The following is a 19,044-nucleotide window of genomic DNA, read 5'->3' on the forward strand; positions in this document are numbered from 1 at the left end:
TATTTTTTTTTATGGCTGCCATAAATAATATGATATGTAGCAGGTATTTGCCCAAACTGCTCAAATGTATTTTTATAAAAATCCATCATCGATAACATAAGCCGTCGATGAATTAATATATTCTCCCCTTTAGAAGAATTGTTAGCTCCTTTTTTTTTACTGACGTCAAAAACTCCCGAACACCTTTGAACTTTTCTGTTATATTTTCCTCCTCAAGGTGAACTGAAAGCCCTAGACCACAAGTAATATCAGTTAATTTTCTCATAGAAATAAACTCAGGACCATGGTGCACCCTTTTAATTTCTAAAGACCTATGCGCAGCTTGAAAGGACTGATTTAATTCATAAAAAGTTTGTTCACCAAAAGTAGCATAGATAAGACACCCTCCAGGTAATAAATGACGCTCCATTTGCGTAAAAGCCTGCTGATAATCATTAAACCACTGAAACGCAGCATTAGAAACAATCAAATCAAACTTCTCAGACAACTTCAGATTTTCTCCATCTTCCAGCGCAAAACTTACATTCTCATATTGAGATAAGTTTTTAGTAGCCACAGTTAACATTTCTGACGAAATATCGCTCGCGGTAATTTTCGCCATAGGATACCTTTGTGCTAGAAGCGTTGTCAAAAATCCTGTACCGCAGCCAATTTCTAGGATATTCTGAAATACCCCGGCTTCTTTAACCAATTCCAATAAAGAATATCCCATGCTTTTTTGTACAACTGCATATTCATCATAAGCTTGAGACCTTCTGCCAAAATGACAGCTTACCTGGGTTTTGCTAATCATGATACCCCCTCCATTACTAGATCTTTTACATACTTTTCTTGCGTTATAAAGGGAACATGCCCTGTGCCATGCAGCAATCTTAGCTCGGCCTGCGGTAAATGCTGCAACAAGTATTGAGCAGCACTTGGGGGGCAAATCTTATCTTCCATACCATGGATAATGAGACAGGGAAGATTAACTTTCGCCAGTTCCTGCCGTAAATCTTGTTCCATTAAATAAGTAAGCCCTGCTTGCAAACTACTAACATTAATGTTAGAAAAATGAGGCGCTATGTAAGTAATAAATTTTTGGTGCCATTCTTTTTCCATTGGGGAAAACATTAAATGATAAAATTCCATTTGCGTCTCCCACGAATTACGAGCAAGCTTACGGCTTAAGTTTTTTACTACACTTCCAGGTAATCCCCCCTCATAATTCTGGCACAAAGTAAATCGCGGTGTAGTTGATAGAAGAATCAGCTGCGCAATTTTCGCGGTATACTCAGTTGCTAATTGCAACGCTAACATTCCTCCTAAAGACCATCCCACCAGTGTAATTTTTTCCTCTTCCTGCTTGCATATCTCCAAAAAAGTTTTTGTCAAGTGTTGATAATCAGGGTAGTTTGCACAATCATAGATATGCTTTTTCTTCCCTGTAAAGCTTTGCGGCCAAATGGCTTTATTAGTTGCCCAACCATGAATGAAAAGAACTGACATCTAGACACTCCTTTATGCAGTATTGTTAACCTTAAAATTCTTTTTGGTTAACAATACTATTATAGTAATAATTGGAAAAATAATCAAGCTATTAATTTCACACCTGATAATTCATTTTATTCCATAAAAAAAACCTCTCCCATTCTGGAAAAACGGGTATGCGCCACTCTATTCCACAAAAAAAAGAATCCATCCCAGCTACGGAATGGATTGTTGACCTTATCATCTTGCATGATCTCCACTTTTGACTCACCTGTAAAATAAAGACAATTAAAAACGGATCGTTCTAAATTATCTTTATTTATCAGTATGCCAACTAGAAGAGAAGCTACCCATAATAGCTAAGTTCTTATGGGTAGCTTCTCTTTATAAAGGCTAAATCCTTCTATATCTTCACATTATAAGTATAAAAATGTTACTTTTATGGACATGACACCAAGGTCACTTTAAAACACTGTTTACAAGTTTTGTCAACACTCTCTAAAAAATCATCTCTCCTGGTTTATAGCCGTCAGGCAATTCTTCTTCACTTAAAAATTTGAAATTGTCATCACGCAGTATTGGTAAAAATACTTCGTATGGAATCCTGGAAAACTCACCGGCATAATTACTGGCTCCGAACCACTTACCCTCTTTGCTGCTCAAATTTAAATCTCTAGCAAATTTTGTATTGTTTGAGCAATCATGTACTACTAAATCCCATTTATCTTCTTCGGCTATTTTCATGAATTTCATAGTTAATTCTCTACTCCAAATTGGAGATATATAGCCATGTCTGGAAATATACATATTTTCCCCATAATAATTGTCTATGTTATTCTCATTTAAATGTAATTCTGCACAGTTGATAAAATCGAGTTTTGTCTCTAAGATTGCTTGCTTTTTCTTAAAAAAAGCTTCAAAAAACTCAGGAGTCATTGGAGTTTCAATGCCTACATTTTCAATATATTTTTTCGCTATTCCTATATTTTCAATAACTTTGTCTGAACATCTGGCAGCACCCAAGTTGAAACGTATCTCATTAAGACCGGCTTCACCTAATGCTTTCAAGGTCTCTTCCGTAGCTAAAGTACCATTTGTATATAGATGTTGATGAATCTGAGCATCACTAAATTTCTTTATCACCGAATAGTATTTTTCTATTTCCATGAACGGCTCCAAATAAACGTAGGAAATGCCAGTGGGTTTCTGGTGGATGGAAAGAAGTAAATCAATATCCTTCTCATAAAATTTTGTTCCTCCTATTTCCCACATACCTTCGCCAACTGGAGGAATATCTTCTAGTTCTCCATAATTATAACAGAACTTGCACTCTATGTTACATTTGTTCGTTTTCCTAATTGCACTGAGTCCAGTGCCTAACAAACAAGAACGACAGCCTTTTGGGAATTTGTTTTCATTTCCCACAAAAAAAGTTCTATTCTCCAAAGTTTTTAAACTTCTAATTTCCGACATTAACGTATTATTTCTATGATCAATCGCTGCCTCAAGTTGCGCAAAAGTAGCGTAAATGATTTCTTGTTGTTTTATCATAAGTTCCTCTTCCTCAGGCAATATTGAAAAAAATTCAAACCATATCAATGCATCTTTCTTTGAAATTTTCATAATGTATCCTCCTCTAATTAATCCGTTAGTTTAAAAATTTTTACACTGTTTTTTAGATTTTTCTTTATATATCAAAGGTTGCAGAGTTTTTTTACAAAAAAAATAATGATCCCTTTTTTGGTATAATTGAGTTCAACTTACAAAACAAAACTATCTACTAGGATAAGTGTCATTGTTGAACGCAATTATATCATTTTTATTATTATATAATCAATATTTATTAAAACAGATATCTTTGTCGGTGCGTTTTGCCGCAGGATGGCTAATGCTTATGTTGACTGTGGATGTCGTGATTATGGTTCAAGAAGACAATTAAAGCCCTTCAACTCATACAACTAGTCCTCTACATACGAATCGGTAATTTTTTTGCATAACTGTATAAAACAATTCAGCTCTTTTTCTGTCAACGTATTCTCAATTAAATTCATGATTTTATTTCTGAACTTCTCTGATCTTACAAGAAAATCTTTACCATCGGGAGTAATGAGGATATCATAAGCTCTCCGGTCAGTCTCCTGTCGTTTTTGTATGATATAGTTTTTCTCTAAAAGCCTTTTTATTAGTTTAGACATTCCAGCTTGGGAAATCCCACGAATCTCTGCTAACTTCTTAGTGGTTTTAGAGCCTTGCTTATCTAAAATGTCCAATACATTATACTGTGCTGTTGTCACTCCCTGAATATTAAAGCGATTAATATTACTGATAATCATACATTGAAAAGGGATATAGTAATCTTCTAATTCCTTTTTTGCCAAAATAGTCTCCTTACTTAATATATTTTTTTAAATATTGTCCTGTAATGGAGTAATTACAATTTAATAAATCCTTTGATGATCCTTCAAAAATTACATTACCGCCATTTTGTCCTGCAAAAGGTCCTAAATCAATAACCCAATCCGCTTGACTAATAACATTTAAATTATGTTCTATCACAATTACTGTACTGCCTTTTTCAACAAGGTGATCTAAAATCTTAAGAAGCTTTGATATGTCTGACATATGAAGTCCAGTTGTCGGCTCGTCCAGCACATAGATATTCCCTTTGCTTTCCAGTTCAACAGCAAGCTTCACTCTTTGTAATTCTCCGCCAGATAAAGTATTTAATGATTGTCCGAGTTTAATATAATTTATTCCTACATCTGCCAGCCTTTTTAAGGTTGCTGCTATTTCTTTTTCATAGAAAAAGTCTAAGGCTTCTTCAACTGTCATGTTTAAAACATCGCTTATGCTTTTGCCACGTAATTTGTAACTTAATACTTCATCTATAAATCTATTGCCTTGGCAAACCTCACATACATTTACCACCGTATCCATGAATGCCAAATCTGTATATATTACTCCCAACCCCTTACAGTTTGGGCAGGCTCCTTGTGAATTGAAGCTGAATAAAGCAGGCTTTACACCATTTTTTTTTGAAAATAGTTCTCTTATTATATCAAATATTTCTGTAAAAGTAGCGATATTAGAACGCTTTGAGGTTTTGATTGGCTTCTGATCGATAAAAATTGTATCAGGGTAAAATTGGGGTAACACCTGATTGATTAGCGTACTTTTCCCTGAACCTGCAACCCCAGTTACTACCGTCATAACACCTTTAGGAATATTCACATCAACATTTTTAAGGTTATGCAAATGCGCATTTTTTAGTGATAACCATTCAACTGCGTTTCTTATTTTCTTTTTTAAATTTGTTTGATTGCATAAATATTTACCTGTAAGTGTGTCTATTTGCGCCAAGCCATTTAAAGCGCCTTGATATATAATTTTGCCACCATTTGTACCAGCTTTAGGCCCCATATCAATAATATAGTCTGCAATTTTAATAATGTCCGGATCATGCTCGACTATCAATACGGTATTCCCTTTATCACATAAAAGTTTTAATAGAGCATTAATTTTATTTACATCGTGAGGATGTAACCCAATACTTGGTTCATCAAAAATATAAGTAATATCTGTTAAACTGCTTCCTAACTGTCGAACCATTTTTATTCGTTGTGATTCACCGCCCGAAAGAGTTGAGGTTTCACGATTTAAACTCAAATAGCCTAAACCAATCGAAACTAGGTGTTCTAGCCGATTGGTTATAGCCATGACTATGGTTACTGATTTGGGAATATTAATGGTACGGATGAAATCTACCAAATCAGTAATTTGCATTTCAACGCAATCTGCTATATTTTTATTGTTTATTCTGCACTGAAAAACGGTTTGATTTAATCGAGCACCACCGCAAATAGGACATTTTTCTTTACCAACAATCCTAGCTACTTCTTTTTTATATTTGGTCGATTCTCCTTCCTCTTTTTTCAGAAAGCTTCTTGTAATTCTCGGTATAAGGCCTTCATAAAGTGAAGTCTTCGGCCATTCTGGATCAAGGGTGGTTACTTTAATATCTGATTTGTATAAAAGCAACTCTAATTCTTCCTCAGTAAAGTCTTGTATTTTCTTATCATTATCAAAAAACCCTGAATGGATATATCTTTTTAATCTCCATCCTCCCGGCTCAAAGGTAGGAAATAAAATGGATCCCTCATTGAGAGACTTATTTTTATCCAGCAACCGTTCAATACTTATCGTATCAATTTTTCCTAATCCTTCACATTTCGGGCACATTCCCGAAATGTTATTAAATGAGAAAACATCAGAATAACCAACAAAGGGTTCCCCTATACGCGAAAACAATAATCTTAGCAACGAATATATGTCTGTAATCGTTCCAACGGTTGACCTTGCATTTCCTCCGATTCGTTTTTGATCAATAATAATTGCAACAGATAAATTTTCAATAGCGTCCACATTTGGCTGTCCATAGTGCGGCAAGCGATGGCGAATAAAACTTGAATACGTTTCATTTAGCTGTCGTTGTGATTCTGCTGCTATTGTATCGAATACTAAAGATGATTTTCCTGAGCCTGAAACACCGGTAAAGACAGTTATTTTTTTCTTTGGGATTTTCACATCAATATTTTTAAGATTTTTTTCTCTAGCTCCAATTACATGTATATATTCTTCATCATTTTTCTTATCCATAAAATCACCTTTCAAAGCAGCTATCTTAAAGCAGATTGCATTACCGCGTAAATATATAACCGGGTTAAGTATATTTTACTACTTTTCTTTTTTGATTGCAAATTTATAGCACTTGCAATTTACAATCATTACAATAAATCATATTTTAGAAATGGCAACTCTATCTTGTTATCCACTTATAAAACTGAGTATTTATATATCATGACGTGGGGCATTTTCCAAAGAAGTCTTTAAAAACAGTAGCAGCCCACTACCCCATTAAGGTAGTAGGCTGCATTTTTTATCTAGTTCGCGAAGGCTATGAGTCTATAAGGCTACACACGCCAGAATATGGAAATATCCAAAGTGTGCGTTCTTTAAGATATGTCTAATACTTTAAAAGAACTATTCCTGAGGTAATTAGAAAAGCCGCAACAACTTTATAAAATGTCACCTTTTCTCCCAAAAACACGATACCTAAAAGCAGGGCAACTAGCGGAAATGCTGCAACAATCGGTGATACACGACCAACTTCACCTAATTTTAGTGCATAATAATAAGCCAGTTGCCCTAATAAAGCGGCGCAAATACCTTCAAGCACAATATATGTAGTATCTTTTGCTGTTACTTCGGCGATATTACCCCACTGCCCAGACACAGTCATCGTTATAAGAAGAATGACGCTAATAACCAGACTACGAATAGTGAGTGCAACCAACGGTTGCATTTCACCTAGCCCCAATTTCCCAAAGATCGGAGCAATACCCCAAAATACCATCGCCAGACCAGCCATTAGATAGGCATTGAACATTTCATCTCCACTCCCTGCTTCATTTACATTCAAACACTAGATGACTCTAAAAACCATTAGCTCCCGGACCAGGATTCTCAGCATCTTATTTTTGACCGTTAATGAAATTCACCAGTCTTCCTGATCTTCCATCCTCTTTCTCCGGGGAAGTGATTTATATACCAGTTCATAAGAATGATCAATTAAGCCTCTTATTTCTTTTTCTGGAATACTACCGTCGAGCAGTAGCGTATTCCAGTGCTGTTTATTCAAATGGTATCCGGGTGTTATGCTTGGATATTGTTGTCTTAATAGCTCAGAATAGTCAGGATCACATTTCAACGAAAGAATATCCAGACCGTGCCTACGTGATATTAGTGCAAATATCTTGGATGCTACTTTAATAACAATCACATCGGCGCCGAAAGGATAATCCTCAATTGATCCGGGTTTAGTTAGACAGTATAAATACAGGTCTCTTGAATTCAAATTAAGTCTCTTTTCTTCCATACATTCCTCACATCCAAAAAATTTAGTAACATGATATTATTACTTTACAATAATAATATCATACTCCATACGCTTTGCAGTCATTCTCGCAACATTTTCACCCAATAGCCGCTTAATGATGTGAAATGACATATTTATTCCAGCAGAAATTCCGCCAGAAGTAATAATTGAACCTTCATCAATAAATTTGCAATTTCTCTCTACTTTCACATCAGGAAACTCCCTTTCAAGACGTTCAATATCCATCCAATGGGTAGTAGCTCGTTTGCCATTAAGCAATCCTGCCTTCGCTAATAAGAATGCACCTGTACATACAGAAGCAATTAATTCCACTTTATCTTTTTGTTTCTTAATCCACTGTATTACTGTTTCATTATTTATTTCTATTTCTTCAGCTCCATATCCGCCTGGAACAATAAGAATATCGAAATCAGGAGCATTTGCGAAACTAAAATTTGGGTGCACCATCAGACCATTTCGAGTCTTGATCATCTTGCCGTACTGCGATACCGTTTGTACTAAAAATGGCTTATCCAATTGTTTTGGAACAGACGCGATAGAAAAAACCTCAAACGGGCCTGAAAAATCTAATACTTCAACCTCGTCAAATAACAGTATACCTACACGACAATTTTTTCCCATTTGTTTACCCTCCAATTTCAATGTTCTTTAGATAACGATTACACTCTTATCTTCCCTTTACCTTCTATTCATTTCCGACCAAAGACTTTACTTTTTTCAAGAATCTCATATCATACTTTATTTTAATTAAAATACAAACTCCTGCAAAGCTAACTTTGCAGGAGTTTTCACTATTATAGATGATACAGCTCCCTGATTCATTAATTAGTTTTAAATTTTACACTAACAATGCGATAAATAAATATAGCAATCATCGCAATAAATACGAGTAATCCGAGCCAATCGGCTGTGGGGCCAAAGTCTTTACCTACGATTGCCAGCGGCGAATCACTGCCACCGCCTGTTACTGAAAGTACAATAATAATGGCAATGATGACTCCCATTATACTTTCGCCAACTATCAGCCCAGACGCAAACAATACACCATGGCGGTTGCACTTCTCCACATCTTCTTCTATGTTTTTCGGACTCCGCTCAATCGCCCGATTACGTAGATAACGATTCACAAAATAACCCATGACAGCACCTATGATAAGGGGCACTTCCAAAGTAGGCGGCAAATAAATACCCATTCCTACAGCTAACGGCGGCAGACAGTATTTTGCCGAGTTCTTTTTCAATAGTACATCTACAATAATGATTGAAATCCCAACTCCCACGCCGAAAAGAATATAATTCCAATCCAAATTATGACTGAAAATCCCTTGGGCGATCGTAGTCATCAAAGTCGCCTGCGGTGCAGATAGGACTTGGCTTTCGTCCATTCCAGTGCGTGGCATAGCCCCGACAAAACCATACGCCTCATATAATAAATTCAATACCGGTGCAATGGCAAATGCTCCGACGACGCAGCCCACCAACAGAGCTACTTGCTGTTTCCATGGCGTAGCGCCAACAAGATAACCAGTTTTTAAATCTTGCAGATTATCGTTCGAAATAGCAGCAATACTGACAATCACGCTCGTCATGAATATAGCTAAAGCAATGGCGAATTTACTTCCTATTTCTGTGTCAAAAAGATTGACTGCAGTACCTATTCCAAGTACCACAAGAGAAGATACAATAATTCCTAAGATGCCGATCCCCGAAATCGGGCTGGCTGATGTTCCAATTAGTCCGGCCATGTAACCACATGCAGCAGCTACAAAGAATCCCATGCAAATAGAGATAGCAACACCTGTAACAACAAAAATCCCTGTGGTACCTGCTGACAGGTTCGCATCTGCAATAAAGGAATAAAATGTTCCCAGCAACCCAATAACAATAATACTCAAAACCATGGATGTCGTTTTCGGAGACAAATCAGTATCCATGCGGTGCAAACTTTTTCCGGTTTCTGAACGACTCATAGCTTGTATCGAAATGCGCATGCCATCTATGATTGGTTTTATAAGCGTAATAAGTGTCCATATTGCAGCAATCCCTATGGCACCAGCACCGATAAGGCGCACCTTTTGTGCCCATATAGCAGATGCAAACGCACTGGCACTCTGCCCAGCTGCCGGAGACATAACAGATGTAAGATAGGGCACAAATACACCCCATGACAAAATAGTCCCTGCTAACATTGCCATACCACTGGCAATACCTATTAAATAGCCAGCTCCTAATAAAGCAGAAGAAAAGCCGAGAGGCAGCTGCGAAGTAACTTTGCCGAAACTGAACCAATAGTGCACTCCCGACGAAATAGCGTGAAAACCCTCTGCACATAAACTGACAATAGCCGAGAAAATACCACCAAACATAATATCTTTTATACCATTATCTTTGGATCCCGCAGCATTACTACTGCCTACTTTCAAAATTTCTGCAGCTGCGAGCCCCTCAGGGTAAGGCAAATCACTATTGACAATCATAGCACGGCGCAGTGGGATTGTGAACAAAACGCCAAGGCCGCCGCCGCAAGCACAAATCATCAAAGTTTGCCAGAAAGCAAATCCTTGCCAATACCCGAGCATCAGCAAGCCGGGAATAATAAATATAACTGCTGAAAGAGTGCCTGCTGCCGATGCCTGGGTCTGAACCATATTATTTTCCAAAACATTGGAATCTTTAAACATCTTCAAAATTGCCATAGAAATAACAGCTGCAGGAATAGACGACGAAAACGTGAGTCCTACTTTTAAGCCCAAATAAACATTGGATGCCGTAAAAATGACCGTAATTATCATTCCCAGCAATATTCCCCGAAGCGTAAGCTCAGGAACATTTAGTTCATGACTCATAAAATCTACTTGTTTCATACCTATACTCCTCATCTAATAAGTTTTTATCCATCTGGATTGATCACACTTTCCTATAAAAAATTCAAGGGCATTCCCCCAATCTATTACTGCGTTATCATACAAGTTCCTTGTTGAGGGTCGCAGTAAATTGCAATATATTCTCACAAGGCTTATTTTACTCATTTTCTATATTTTTCCACAGAATCCTTCATTATTTTTATGTAACCGCGGCAATTCAATGTAAAAATATGTATAAAATTGTTCAAATCTAAGTCGAGGGAACCTAAAACGCACCTAGTCATTACTATTTTCAACTTCTATCTATATATATTCGAAATCGAAAAAACTAGTATTACATATTAAAGACGAATCTAGAAAAGAAATTTCTTCCTTTGTTCGCGCACAAAAAAAAGTATCAGCATTACACTAATACCTCATAAGATTCAAATCACTGTGCATAATCACGAGACCGACAATAATAGCTAGCGGCAGTGATAACATGATAGAAAAGGGATCAATATAGCTTTTTAACATAGTGTAGAAGATAGCCCCTGTCAAAATGGGGCATGGAACTATCACCTAACTCATTCTATTCCAGAACATTATATACTCTCTAAATGCAGAATCTTCATTGACCTGCTCTGTTTGAAATTCAAAGCCACACCGCTTATAAAAGTCAACTGCACCAATATTGTCTACATAAACGGCTAATTCTAATTTGGGATATAAAGATTTACAGTGATTGATTAGCTTTAAGCCTATCCCTTGGCCCTGATATTCTTTCGCAACAAATAACGCTCCAATAAAAGAGTTGTTAATGATACTGATAAATCCCTTAATGACACTATCCTCTTTATAAACAAAGGTTTCCGATATCGGCAGGTATTGCTCTTTAACAACATTATAGTTATCTATCCAGTATTTCTCTGGCAAAAAATTGTGAGCATTAATATTAGTCGCAAGCCAAATATTCATAACTTCATCTATTTCAGATTTCTCAAATTCTTTAATCATACTTCTCCTTATATATCCTTACATGTCATGTTCGTATTCAGTATGTACAAAAATCATTTTCAGCATTACGTGATACTGATTTAACATGGCATTAATCTTTCTTTTCGCCTATTGCATATATGCGCGAATTACTAATCTCAAAATCATATGGCTTTCTAGTCTCCAGAAACCTAATCGAAAAACCATTATTACTTAAGTAATCTCGAATTTCATCTTCACTAAAATGAGCAAACCATATTTTAGTTTCAAAACCAAGTAATTCTTCTATTTCCGCTTCACTATCCCCCTGCTTCACAACAATCAAGAGTTTTCCGCCCTTTTTTAGCGTTCTATTGAACTCTCTAAAAATCGAGCTTTGATATCGTTTAGGTGTATGAATTATTGAATAAAAACTGATTATGCCATCTAATGAATCATCAACAATATTCATATCTGCCATGTTACCTACTTCAAATCTCATTCCTGGATTTACTTTCCTTGCTATATTTATACACTCTTCCGATATATCTAAGCCCAAAACATCTAATCCTTTATCAAATAAGTAACGTCCTATATGTCCAGAAGGACCACATCCTACGTCGCAGATTAAAGACTTACTCGTAAAACATGTCGCAAACTGATTAAGAAGTTCACAATCATAGTCTTTCTTGCTCATTTCATCATGAAATAATTCATGATATTTTTTTCCCACAATGTTATATGTCCTTCGAACTTCATCCCAAAAATGCAATTTTGTTTTTCGAATGTCTAATTCTAGTTCTAAAGTTGTACGCTCCACCAAAATCCACTCCCATTATATCCTCAATAATAGATGCCTACATCTATATCTTACAAAAGAACTTTCAATTCATTTTTTACTATTTTTGAAATATTTCCCGTAAAAGCACAAAATTCCTGCCACCTTCAAGTTTTCCCTATAAAAAAATTCAAAGTAAAAATTGTCTCATAGAAAAGAGCAGACCTAATAAATCAGTCTGCTCTTTGTTGTGTATTGTATATTCTCCGAGCCTTGACAGCCAAAATTGTTGTTCATTCCTGCTTTCATCCTTTATCTAAGTTCTGTTAAGCTTTGCTGTATTTTCATTAGCTGTTCGGCTGGAACTCCACCATCTAGAGCTGAGAGCAGACTCAAATAAAAGTCATCCGTCTGTTCCGTCATGTGCGAGATTAATTGTTCAAACTCATCTTCCATGACATTTCCATATAGCGTCTGTATCCGTTTTTGCTCATTCTGTAAATACTCATCTGCTGCAGAGCTCAGCACGCGATACATCTCTTCACTCATTAATTTACTTTCATTTTTTTCGAAAAATGATTTTGGATTTTTAAAATAAGTCATTGCTTTGGAAAATAACCCGTATTGAATCTCTTTAAAAGCGACTTCAAAATCAATTTGTGCTTTATTCTCAAATTCAAAAAGGGAAAAAGATAAATCCTGATTCATCTCAAGAATTCGTTCGACAAGCATTGCCTGATACTCTGCTGTTATTTTTTCAGCAAAGCGATCCAGTCTTACCGTCGTTGCTCTCATTTCCTGGGCAAAGTCAAATCCAATTTGTTCGAGTAATTCCTCCAGTGCATTCTGTAAAACTTTTTTCAGATTACGACCATCGTCGCGTAACACTGTAGGATTGAATGCTTCTTTAAAGAAATCATTAAAACGTAAAAATACCCGCTGCTTGATATAATAAATTAATTCTTCTGTTTCCTGATACAGGCGATTTTTTAAATCTTGTGCCGTCTGCTGCACAAGAATTGCATTTATACCCGCTTTCTCTGCGACCATATTTTCCCGTTTCTGCTTTTTAACTGCAGCATCTTCTCTGGTACTATCAATGAGCTTCGCTACCAAACGAGAAACACGGCTTAGTTCATTTTCGGATGCTCGAGCCGCCAAGTTGGCCAAATCATTGGTAATAAAATGATAAAAAGCTTCCTCAAAAGCTGGCATTCCTGATATAGGAAGGGTTGTCCTTTCCTCTTTTTCTTTCAGTGCCTGTAAGCTTGATAATGGATATAAGTGAGGATTTCTGACTCCATATTTTATTAGCTGCTCATGGACATATAGAGTAACGGTTTCCTTATCTTCCTCGTTATCAGCCAGATCAATGGCATTTATCATAAAAAACATTTTATCTAATTGAAAGGAATCTTTTACACGCCCCAGCTGAATTAAAAACTCTCGATCCGCTTTTGAAAATGCATGATTATAGTAGGTTACAAACAAAATCGCATCTGAATTTTTGATAAAGTCAAAGGCCACTCCTGTGTGACGGGCATTAATGGAATCCGCTCCCGGGGTATCGACTAGAGTAATTCCACTCCGGGTTAAGGGACAATCATAATAAAGATCAATCCATTCGACAAAGCAGGATTTCTCTTCTATTGCAACATAATCACTAAATTCTGTTACCGTTTTTTTGATTACTGTACCTAGCTGTTCACTAAAAGCAGCATATCCTCGAGTAAATGCCTGCAGAAAAGCATAATTTGTCTTTTCGGCTGCCCCCTGCTGGCCCAAATGTTCATTGATCTTTTCTACTTTTGTCCTTGCATCGGCTAAGCTCTCCCCATGAAAATCAAATAGCTTCAAGGCATGATTGACCTCTTCGAGCATCGCACTTTCATCTTTAAGCTTAATAAGAACAGTTCCATGTGAATAAGATTCATTAATCGGCTTAATTTTGTTTATTGCGGCCGTCATTGGATTTGGTGAAACAGGTAACACTCTTTCTCCGATTAACGCATTCGCAAAAGAAGATTTACCAGCACTAAATGCCCCGAATAAGGCAACAGTAAAACCTTTATGATCTAATCGCTCCGCTTTTTCCTTGAGTTCACCTGCCAGCTTCTTAAAGCCCGGTAAACCCTGAACAAGCTGCGCTGTCTTCTTTAATTTTTCAGCTGTCTGTTTCATCCGATCTGAGGCGTTAGCGTGTAAAGGAGTTTTTTCTTTTGGGATTGGCTTGTCCATCGGGAGACTCGATTTTTTCTGCACCTCTGGAGCCTGCCTGTTTTCCCCATAAACGACCTCAAATTCCTCTTCTTTCAGATCAAATAAATGAAAACGGTCATCCTCCACTCCATTTGCCTCGTTAAGCAGTGTTTCCAGCAACCTTTGCTCAAGACTCTTTGCTGACTCATATTTTTTCACCTGCTCAAGTGCGGTAATATACCGCTCTAGGCTTGCTGATTTTTGGCTTATTCTTGCCTGGAGGGCTGTATTTCTATCCTGCAGGGCACTGAGTATTTCGATCTTAAGCTCCGCTAAAGCGCTTTTAGCTAAAAGTTTAATTTCAGTTGCCACATTATCCGTGTAATTTATAACAGAAGTGTCTGATAAACGAGCCCCTGTTTTTACAGCGGCAGCTAATAATTCACTTGAAAAATGAACAGTAAAGCTCTGGATTTTGGCAAGCAATTCTTTATTGTCGATCCGTTTCTCCTTTAAAAATCGTAACAGAAAATCACGCAGATGCCACTCTATCTGTGATTTTGTTTTTTCGAGTATTCCCTGGTAAAAGAGATTCAGTCTTTCCTCTCTTGCAGCTAACGTTTTTTGTTTTGTAAACAGCCATCCAACTTTAAATTCGCTCTGACACGATTCAAGATATCCTTGCGCAAGCGCCCTGGTTTCAAACGGCATCAAATAAGCATTTGCCATGATTTTATTGACCTGGGCATCAAATAAGCTTTCTGCCTTTTCCGGCCCCTCGCCTAAAGCGTTTTTCTCTTCACTCAGACTGTTGTAGTTATCTGTTAACTCTTCCTGCTCCTTAGCGGATAATTCATTTAAGGTATCCTTGAACGGCTCTAACTCCAGTTCATTCTTTTTATTTGTTACGTCCAAATGGTCTTTGATGATTTTTTGCAGGGAATGAAAAATAGATTGAAGGAGTAAGCTATCTTTCTCCTTTAATCGCTCCGCCAAAAAAGCCTGCAACTCTAGAAATTGATTATATTCATGGTCATCTTGCTTTAAAGAGGTATAAAAAATATCAGCTGGTTTTACGCCCCATGATGAGAAGGATTCAACCACACTTGTTTTAAATTCCGCAAAGGAAAGTTCCTGATTGGAATGCTTATCAACTTGGTTAATAACAAGATAAACCTCTTTGCCGGCCTCTGTCAGCTCTTTTGTAAACATAAAATTCAATTCGGATTGAACATGATTATAATCCATTACATAAAAAATCAAATCAGCAAGATGAATAGCAGATTCTGTGGCAATACGGTGGGCATCATCTGCAGAATCAATACCGGGAGTATCCATAATAACGGTTTGACTTGGCAGCTGGGAATCCGAATGGCTAATTTCAATTGACTGGATTTGATCCCCATCCTTGCAATAGTTTTTTACCATATTATAATCATAGGGAGCGAGATATAAACGCGGTTTGCCCTTTTTAAAAAATACCTTTACATACTCTTCTCCCGCTTTGACTTTTACAAGATTGGCACTGGTTGGAATCGGGCTTGACGGCAGTAAATTTTCCCCCACCAGGCGATTAATGATCGTTGATTTTCCTGCAGAAAAATGTCCGCAAAATGCAATGGCAAATTCCTCATTTACTAACTTATCAGCTAATTGTTTAACTTTTCCAGCATTTTCTTGATCATTGTATTCTACTAAATATGCATAAACCGCTAAAAGCTTCCCTTTTAATGATTGAATTTTCATTTGCAGATTCGCAGTTTGGATCATAAATAATTTCCCCTTATAACAAACTCTGTAATTCGTTTATTTTACACTATATAGTGACGTATAGGCAATGTTATGTTATCACTACATACAGTATCCCTAGATTAATTATAAAGACCCATATAAAAGAACCCGCGGAATTCACGGGTTCTTGATGATATATAACAATGTAAAATTTTCATAGAAAATGGATTCCCTACAGTCCTCTATCGCCTACGCCAATTGATTTGAATAACCAATTGGCGTAGGCGGCTTGACTATGACCGTTACATAACGTTCAATCTCTCTTTACTAAATTTAGGTCAACAATCATTTAAACTTTTATATTATTCCATTAATAATACTAATTACACCACACAAAAAAATAATCGTTATAGAAATCTTGCGAAAAACACTCATACTAATTTTTACAAAAACTTTTTCTCCTATCCATGCCCCAATTAAAACTCCTGGAACAACGTAAATACTCTCTCTAACTGCATTGATATCTAATGTTTTCATTAAATACATGATTATTAGCGTTGCAATATTAGCAAGGCAAAAGTAATGTACTATATTTTTGCGTAAAGTTTCTTTTTCCTGCTGTTGATTCATAAAAAATAATGCAACAGGAGGGCCGTTGAGACTTGTTGACCCTCCTAGAAAACCGCTTACAATTCCAACAATAATTGCTGCAAGTCTTATCCTTTTAATTTTAATTACATAATTGCCCGCCATAAACATCGCCATAAGCAAAATCAGAATTCCAATACATAATTTAAAAACAGAAGCATCTACTATTTTAAGTAAGTATACACCTGGCAAAATACCAACAAGACTTGCAATAAACATCGGCCATACAAGCTTAGGATCTGATTTTCCTTTTGTTTTATATATAACCCAAAAATTAGATAGTAAAGCTCCAAAAACCGTTAATCCCACAACATAATTGGGATTTATAAAAAATAGCAACAATGGAGCACTTACTGCTGCAAACCCAAATCCCGTTATCGATTGTATAAATGATGCAAAACAAATAATAAAAAAAATAATAATATAATCCATGAATTTCTATTCCTCCATCCTCCAAGTTTCGAGATGATTACTCTTGTTTGTCGGAGTACTATGGGTCTCCCACTGAAACCTCACCAAAGCTTATTATAAACCGGCACTACTAGTAATTCAATGTCGTAAATTTTCAGTAAAGAAAGGGACACGGGGACAGGTTCCTTGTCCCATATAAAGGGTTTTCTGCTCTTGATATTTTCACTTTGTGTCACATAAAAAGCTCCTCCTTGTAGTAAACAGTTTTATTATTTATACTGTCTACCACAAGGAGGAGCATATCAAAAGCTATATTTGATTCAGGTTTTCAACTGTTCTCTCATTTATTATATTACCAGTATTTAAAGTTGTTTTAGGCTCGATAAGCATCACATGTACTTCTTGGTCTGCAACTGGAAGATGCTCAACTCCTTTTGGAATAACAATAAATTCCCCTTCATCCAACGAAACATCTTTATCCTTGAACTTTATTAATAGTTTCCCTTTTACAACAAAAAATAGTTCGTCCTCATCATCATGGTGATGCCAAACAAATTCTCCTTTTAATTTGGCCAGTTTTATGTATGAATCATTTAATTCACCGACAATTTTAGGACTCCAGTGCTCCGCAAAAAGGCTAAATTTCTGTGAAAGAACAACTTTCTCCATATCTCACACTCCCCATTATCTTTTCATTTACCAGTTCTCATAATGGATTATTTCCTCAAGTTCTTTACGTGGACGAGGGGTCGGTTTTTCATCTGTATAGCCAACCGTAATAACACCAACTACATACTTGTCAGAAGGGATATTTAGAATTGGTCTGATTTCCTTTTGGGTAAACCAAGCAACCCAGCAAGTACCTAAATCCAGATTGCTGGCTTCAAGTAAAATGTGCTCTATTGCAATTGACGTATCTCTTATAATTTGCTTAACTTCTTCCTGTGGACTATTTTCATCCAAGGTTAGGTGTATATCACCATTTATTCTGGAACAAATATCTGCAACACAAACAATAAACACTGGAGCGGATAGCATCCATTTTTGGTCATGGGATACTTCAGCTAGCTTTTGTTTGGCCGATTCAGATTTTACAATGATAAAATGCCATGGTTGTGTATTACTTCCTGACGGGGCGAGTCTTGCGCTCTCAATTAATTGAATGATTGTTGCATCCTTTATTGATTTATCAAGATATTTTCTTATACTTCTACGCATCTTAATCTGTTCCATCATATACAGTTACTCCTTTCTATTGTTACTCTATGGTTCTCCCCCAAGGCCAAGACGCGAAACTAGAATTTTTATCGGTTTAAAAATTTGTCACAAAACCTAATGAAACTCCGTGAGCGTTATAGGAAGGATTATGACCTCCAACACCGCCATTAGAAACATGCATTAGCATATACCCGATATTCGCTGAAGAGTTTTCACTGATTTTATAAATGAATTGAGGCCCGACCCGCCACATAAAATTATAATGTCGTCCGCCAGCCGGAAATGTCTTATCATATAGGATAAATCCGCCGCTCATATCGAATGCTGCTGATAGCTTACCGGAGAGTTCTTTCTCCTTGCGAATCATATAAACAGGCCCGATGCCGACTGCAGAGCTGTCTTGATTCTGTTGCTTGTAATCTATACTTCCATACGGCCGTGTGATTGTAATACCTCTATATACAGACTTATTATTTTTTTCGGAAATTTTCTCAAGTATATGTAGTGACACCGTATCAATATCGCGGTTGCTGGTAAATGGAGTGAAGTAGTCCCAATCCAGTTCAAGCTTGGAACCGTCCGCATAACAGTATGACTTTCCCGGCATGAAAATCAGCAAAAAGTTAATGACAATGACTAAACAAATGAATCTACGCACAATACCGACGCCCCCGTATGATTTTTTTATTATTAACCCTATTGTTATCATTGTGCAAAAAATTAACCATAGTTTTCGTTTCAAGAGATAGCTTTTGCGCTAAATAAAATTGTTAATTTGATGATGTTGAAAATAAAACACTTTTACATCCATGTAA

General features: G+C 36.5%; 16 protein-coding genes. All 16 read right to left on the minus strand.

Annotation, left to right across the window (positions count from 1 at the left end; genetic code table 11):
* Nucleotides 1-112: 112 nt before the first annotated feature.
* Nucleotides 113-793: a malonyl-ACP O-methyltransferase BioC gene (gene bioC / locus FR7_RS15645; protein WP_007933131.1), complete on the minus strand. Its 681-nt coding sequence runs from the start codon at nucleotides 791-793 to the stop codon at nucleotides 113-115.
* A complete protein-coding gene (locus tag FR7_RS15650; RefSeq protein WP_007933132.1) occupies nucleotides 790-1,488 on the minus strand; it encodes an alpha/beta fold hydrolase in 699 nt (232 codons plus the stop codon). The genes bioC and FR7_RS15650 overlap by 4 nt, the downstream gene beginning before the upstream one ends.
* 480 nt (nucleotides 1,489-1,968) lie before the next feature.
* Nucleotides 1,969-3,093 carry a radical SAM protein gene (locus FR7_RS15655; protein ID WP_007933133.1) on the minus strand — a complete coding sequence of 375 codons (1,125 nt, stop codon included), beginning with the start codon at nucleotides 3,091-3,093 and terminating at the stop codon, nucleotides 1,969-1,971.
* A 335-nt stretch (nucleotides 3,094-3,428) separates the two neighbouring features.
* Complete coding sequence (locus tag FR7_RS15660; RefSeq protein ID WP_007933141.1) at nucleotides 3,429-3,848, minus strand: MarR family winged helix-turn-helix transcriptional regulator; 420 nt, start codon at nucleotides 3,846-3,848, stop codon at nucleotides 3,429-3,431.
* 10 nt (nucleotides 3,849-3,858) lie between these two features.
* Complete coding sequence (locus FR7_RS15665) at nucleotides 3,859-6,126, minus strand: ATP-binding cassette domain-containing protein (protein WP_007933153.1); 2,268 nt, start codon at nucleotides 6,124-6,126, stop codon at nucleotides 3,859-3,861.
* A 367-nt stretch (nucleotides 6,127-6,493) separates the two neighbouring features.
* Nucleotides 6,494-6,949, minus strand: a complete 456-nt coding sequence (locus tag FR7_RS15670) for an EamA family transporter (RefSeq protein ID WP_237714832.1) — start codon at nucleotides 6,947-6,949, stop codon at nucleotides 6,494-6,496.
* Nucleotides 6,950-7,024: 75 nt separating this feature from the next.
* A complete protein-coding gene (locus FR7_RS15675; protein WP_007933157.1) occupies nucleotides 7,025-7,405 on the minus strand; it encodes an MmcQ/YjbR family DNA-binding protein in 381 nt (126 codons plus the stop codon).
* A 39-nt stretch (nucleotides 7,406-7,444) separates the two neighbouring features.
* A complete protein-coding gene (locus FR7_RS15680; protein ID WP_007933159.1) occupies nucleotides 7,445-8,047 on the minus strand; it encodes a DJ-1/PfpI family protein in 603 nt (200 codons plus the stop codon).
* Between the two features lie 200 nt (nucleotides 8,048-8,247).
* Nucleotides 8,248-10,290 (minus strand): OPT family oligopeptide transporter, encoded by a 2,043-nt coding sequence (locus FR7_RS15685; RefSeq protein WP_007933161.1) that lies wholly within the window; start codon nucleotides 10,288-10,290, stop codon nucleotides 8,248-8,250.
* 561 nt (nucleotides 10,291-10,851) lie between these two features.
* Nucleotides 10,852-11,286: an N-acetyltransferase gene (locus FR7_RS15690; protein ID WP_007933164.1), complete on the minus strand. Its 435-nt coding sequence runs from the start codon at nucleotides 11,284-11,286 to the stop codon at nucleotides 10,852-10,854.
* 91 nt (nucleotides 11,287-11,377) lie between these two features.
* A complete protein-coding gene (locus FR7_RS15695) occupies nucleotides 11,378-12,064 on the minus strand; it encodes a class I SAM-dependent methyltransferase (protein ID WP_007933165.1) in 687 nt (228 codons plus the stop codon).
* Between the two features lie 270 nt (nucleotides 12,065-12,334).
* Nucleotides 12,335-15,991, minus strand: a complete 3,657-nt coding sequence (locus FR7_RS15700) for a dynamin family protein (protein ID WP_007933175.1) — start codon at nucleotides 15,989-15,991, stop codon at nucleotides 12,335-12,337.
* 318 nt (nucleotides 15,992-16,309) lie between these two features.
* Nucleotides 16,310-17,032 (minus strand): sulfite exporter TauE/SafE family protein, encoded by a 723-nt coding sequence (locus tag FR7_RS15705; RefSeq protein WP_007933176.1) that lies wholly within the window; start codon nucleotides 17,030-17,032, stop codon nucleotides 16,310-16,312.
* Nucleotides 17,033-17,320: 288 nt separating this feature from the next.
* The gene (locus tag FR7_RS15710; protein WP_007933177.1) at nucleotides 17,321-17,680 is read right to left on the minus strand and encodes a cupin domain-containing protein; all 360 of its coding nucleotides are present in this window, start codon (nucleotides 17,678-17,680) and stop codon (nucleotides 17,321-17,323) included.
* A 27-nt stretch (nucleotides 17,681-17,707) separates the two neighbouring features.
* Nucleotides 17,708-18,247, minus strand: a complete 540-nt coding sequence (locus FR7_RS15715) for a nitroreductase family protein (RefSeq protein ID WP_007933179.1) — start codon at nucleotides 18,245-18,247, stop codon at nucleotides 17,708-17,710.
* Between the two features lie 76 nt (nucleotides 18,248-18,323).
* Nucleotides 18,324-18,887 carry an acyloxyacyl hydrolase gene (locus FR7_RS15720; protein WP_007933180.1) on the minus strand — a complete coding sequence of 188 codons (564 nt, stop codon included), beginning with the start codon at nucleotides 18,885-18,887 and terminating at the stop codon, nucleotides 18,324-18,326.
* Nucleotides 18,888-19,044 lie beyond the last annotated feature (157 nt).

Origin of the sequence: Pelosinus fermentans DSM 17108 (assembly GCF_000271485.2) — a bacterium.
GTDB classification, from domain to species: Bacteria; Bacillota; Negativicutes; order DSM-13327; family DSM-13327; genus Pelosinus; species Pelosinus fermentans.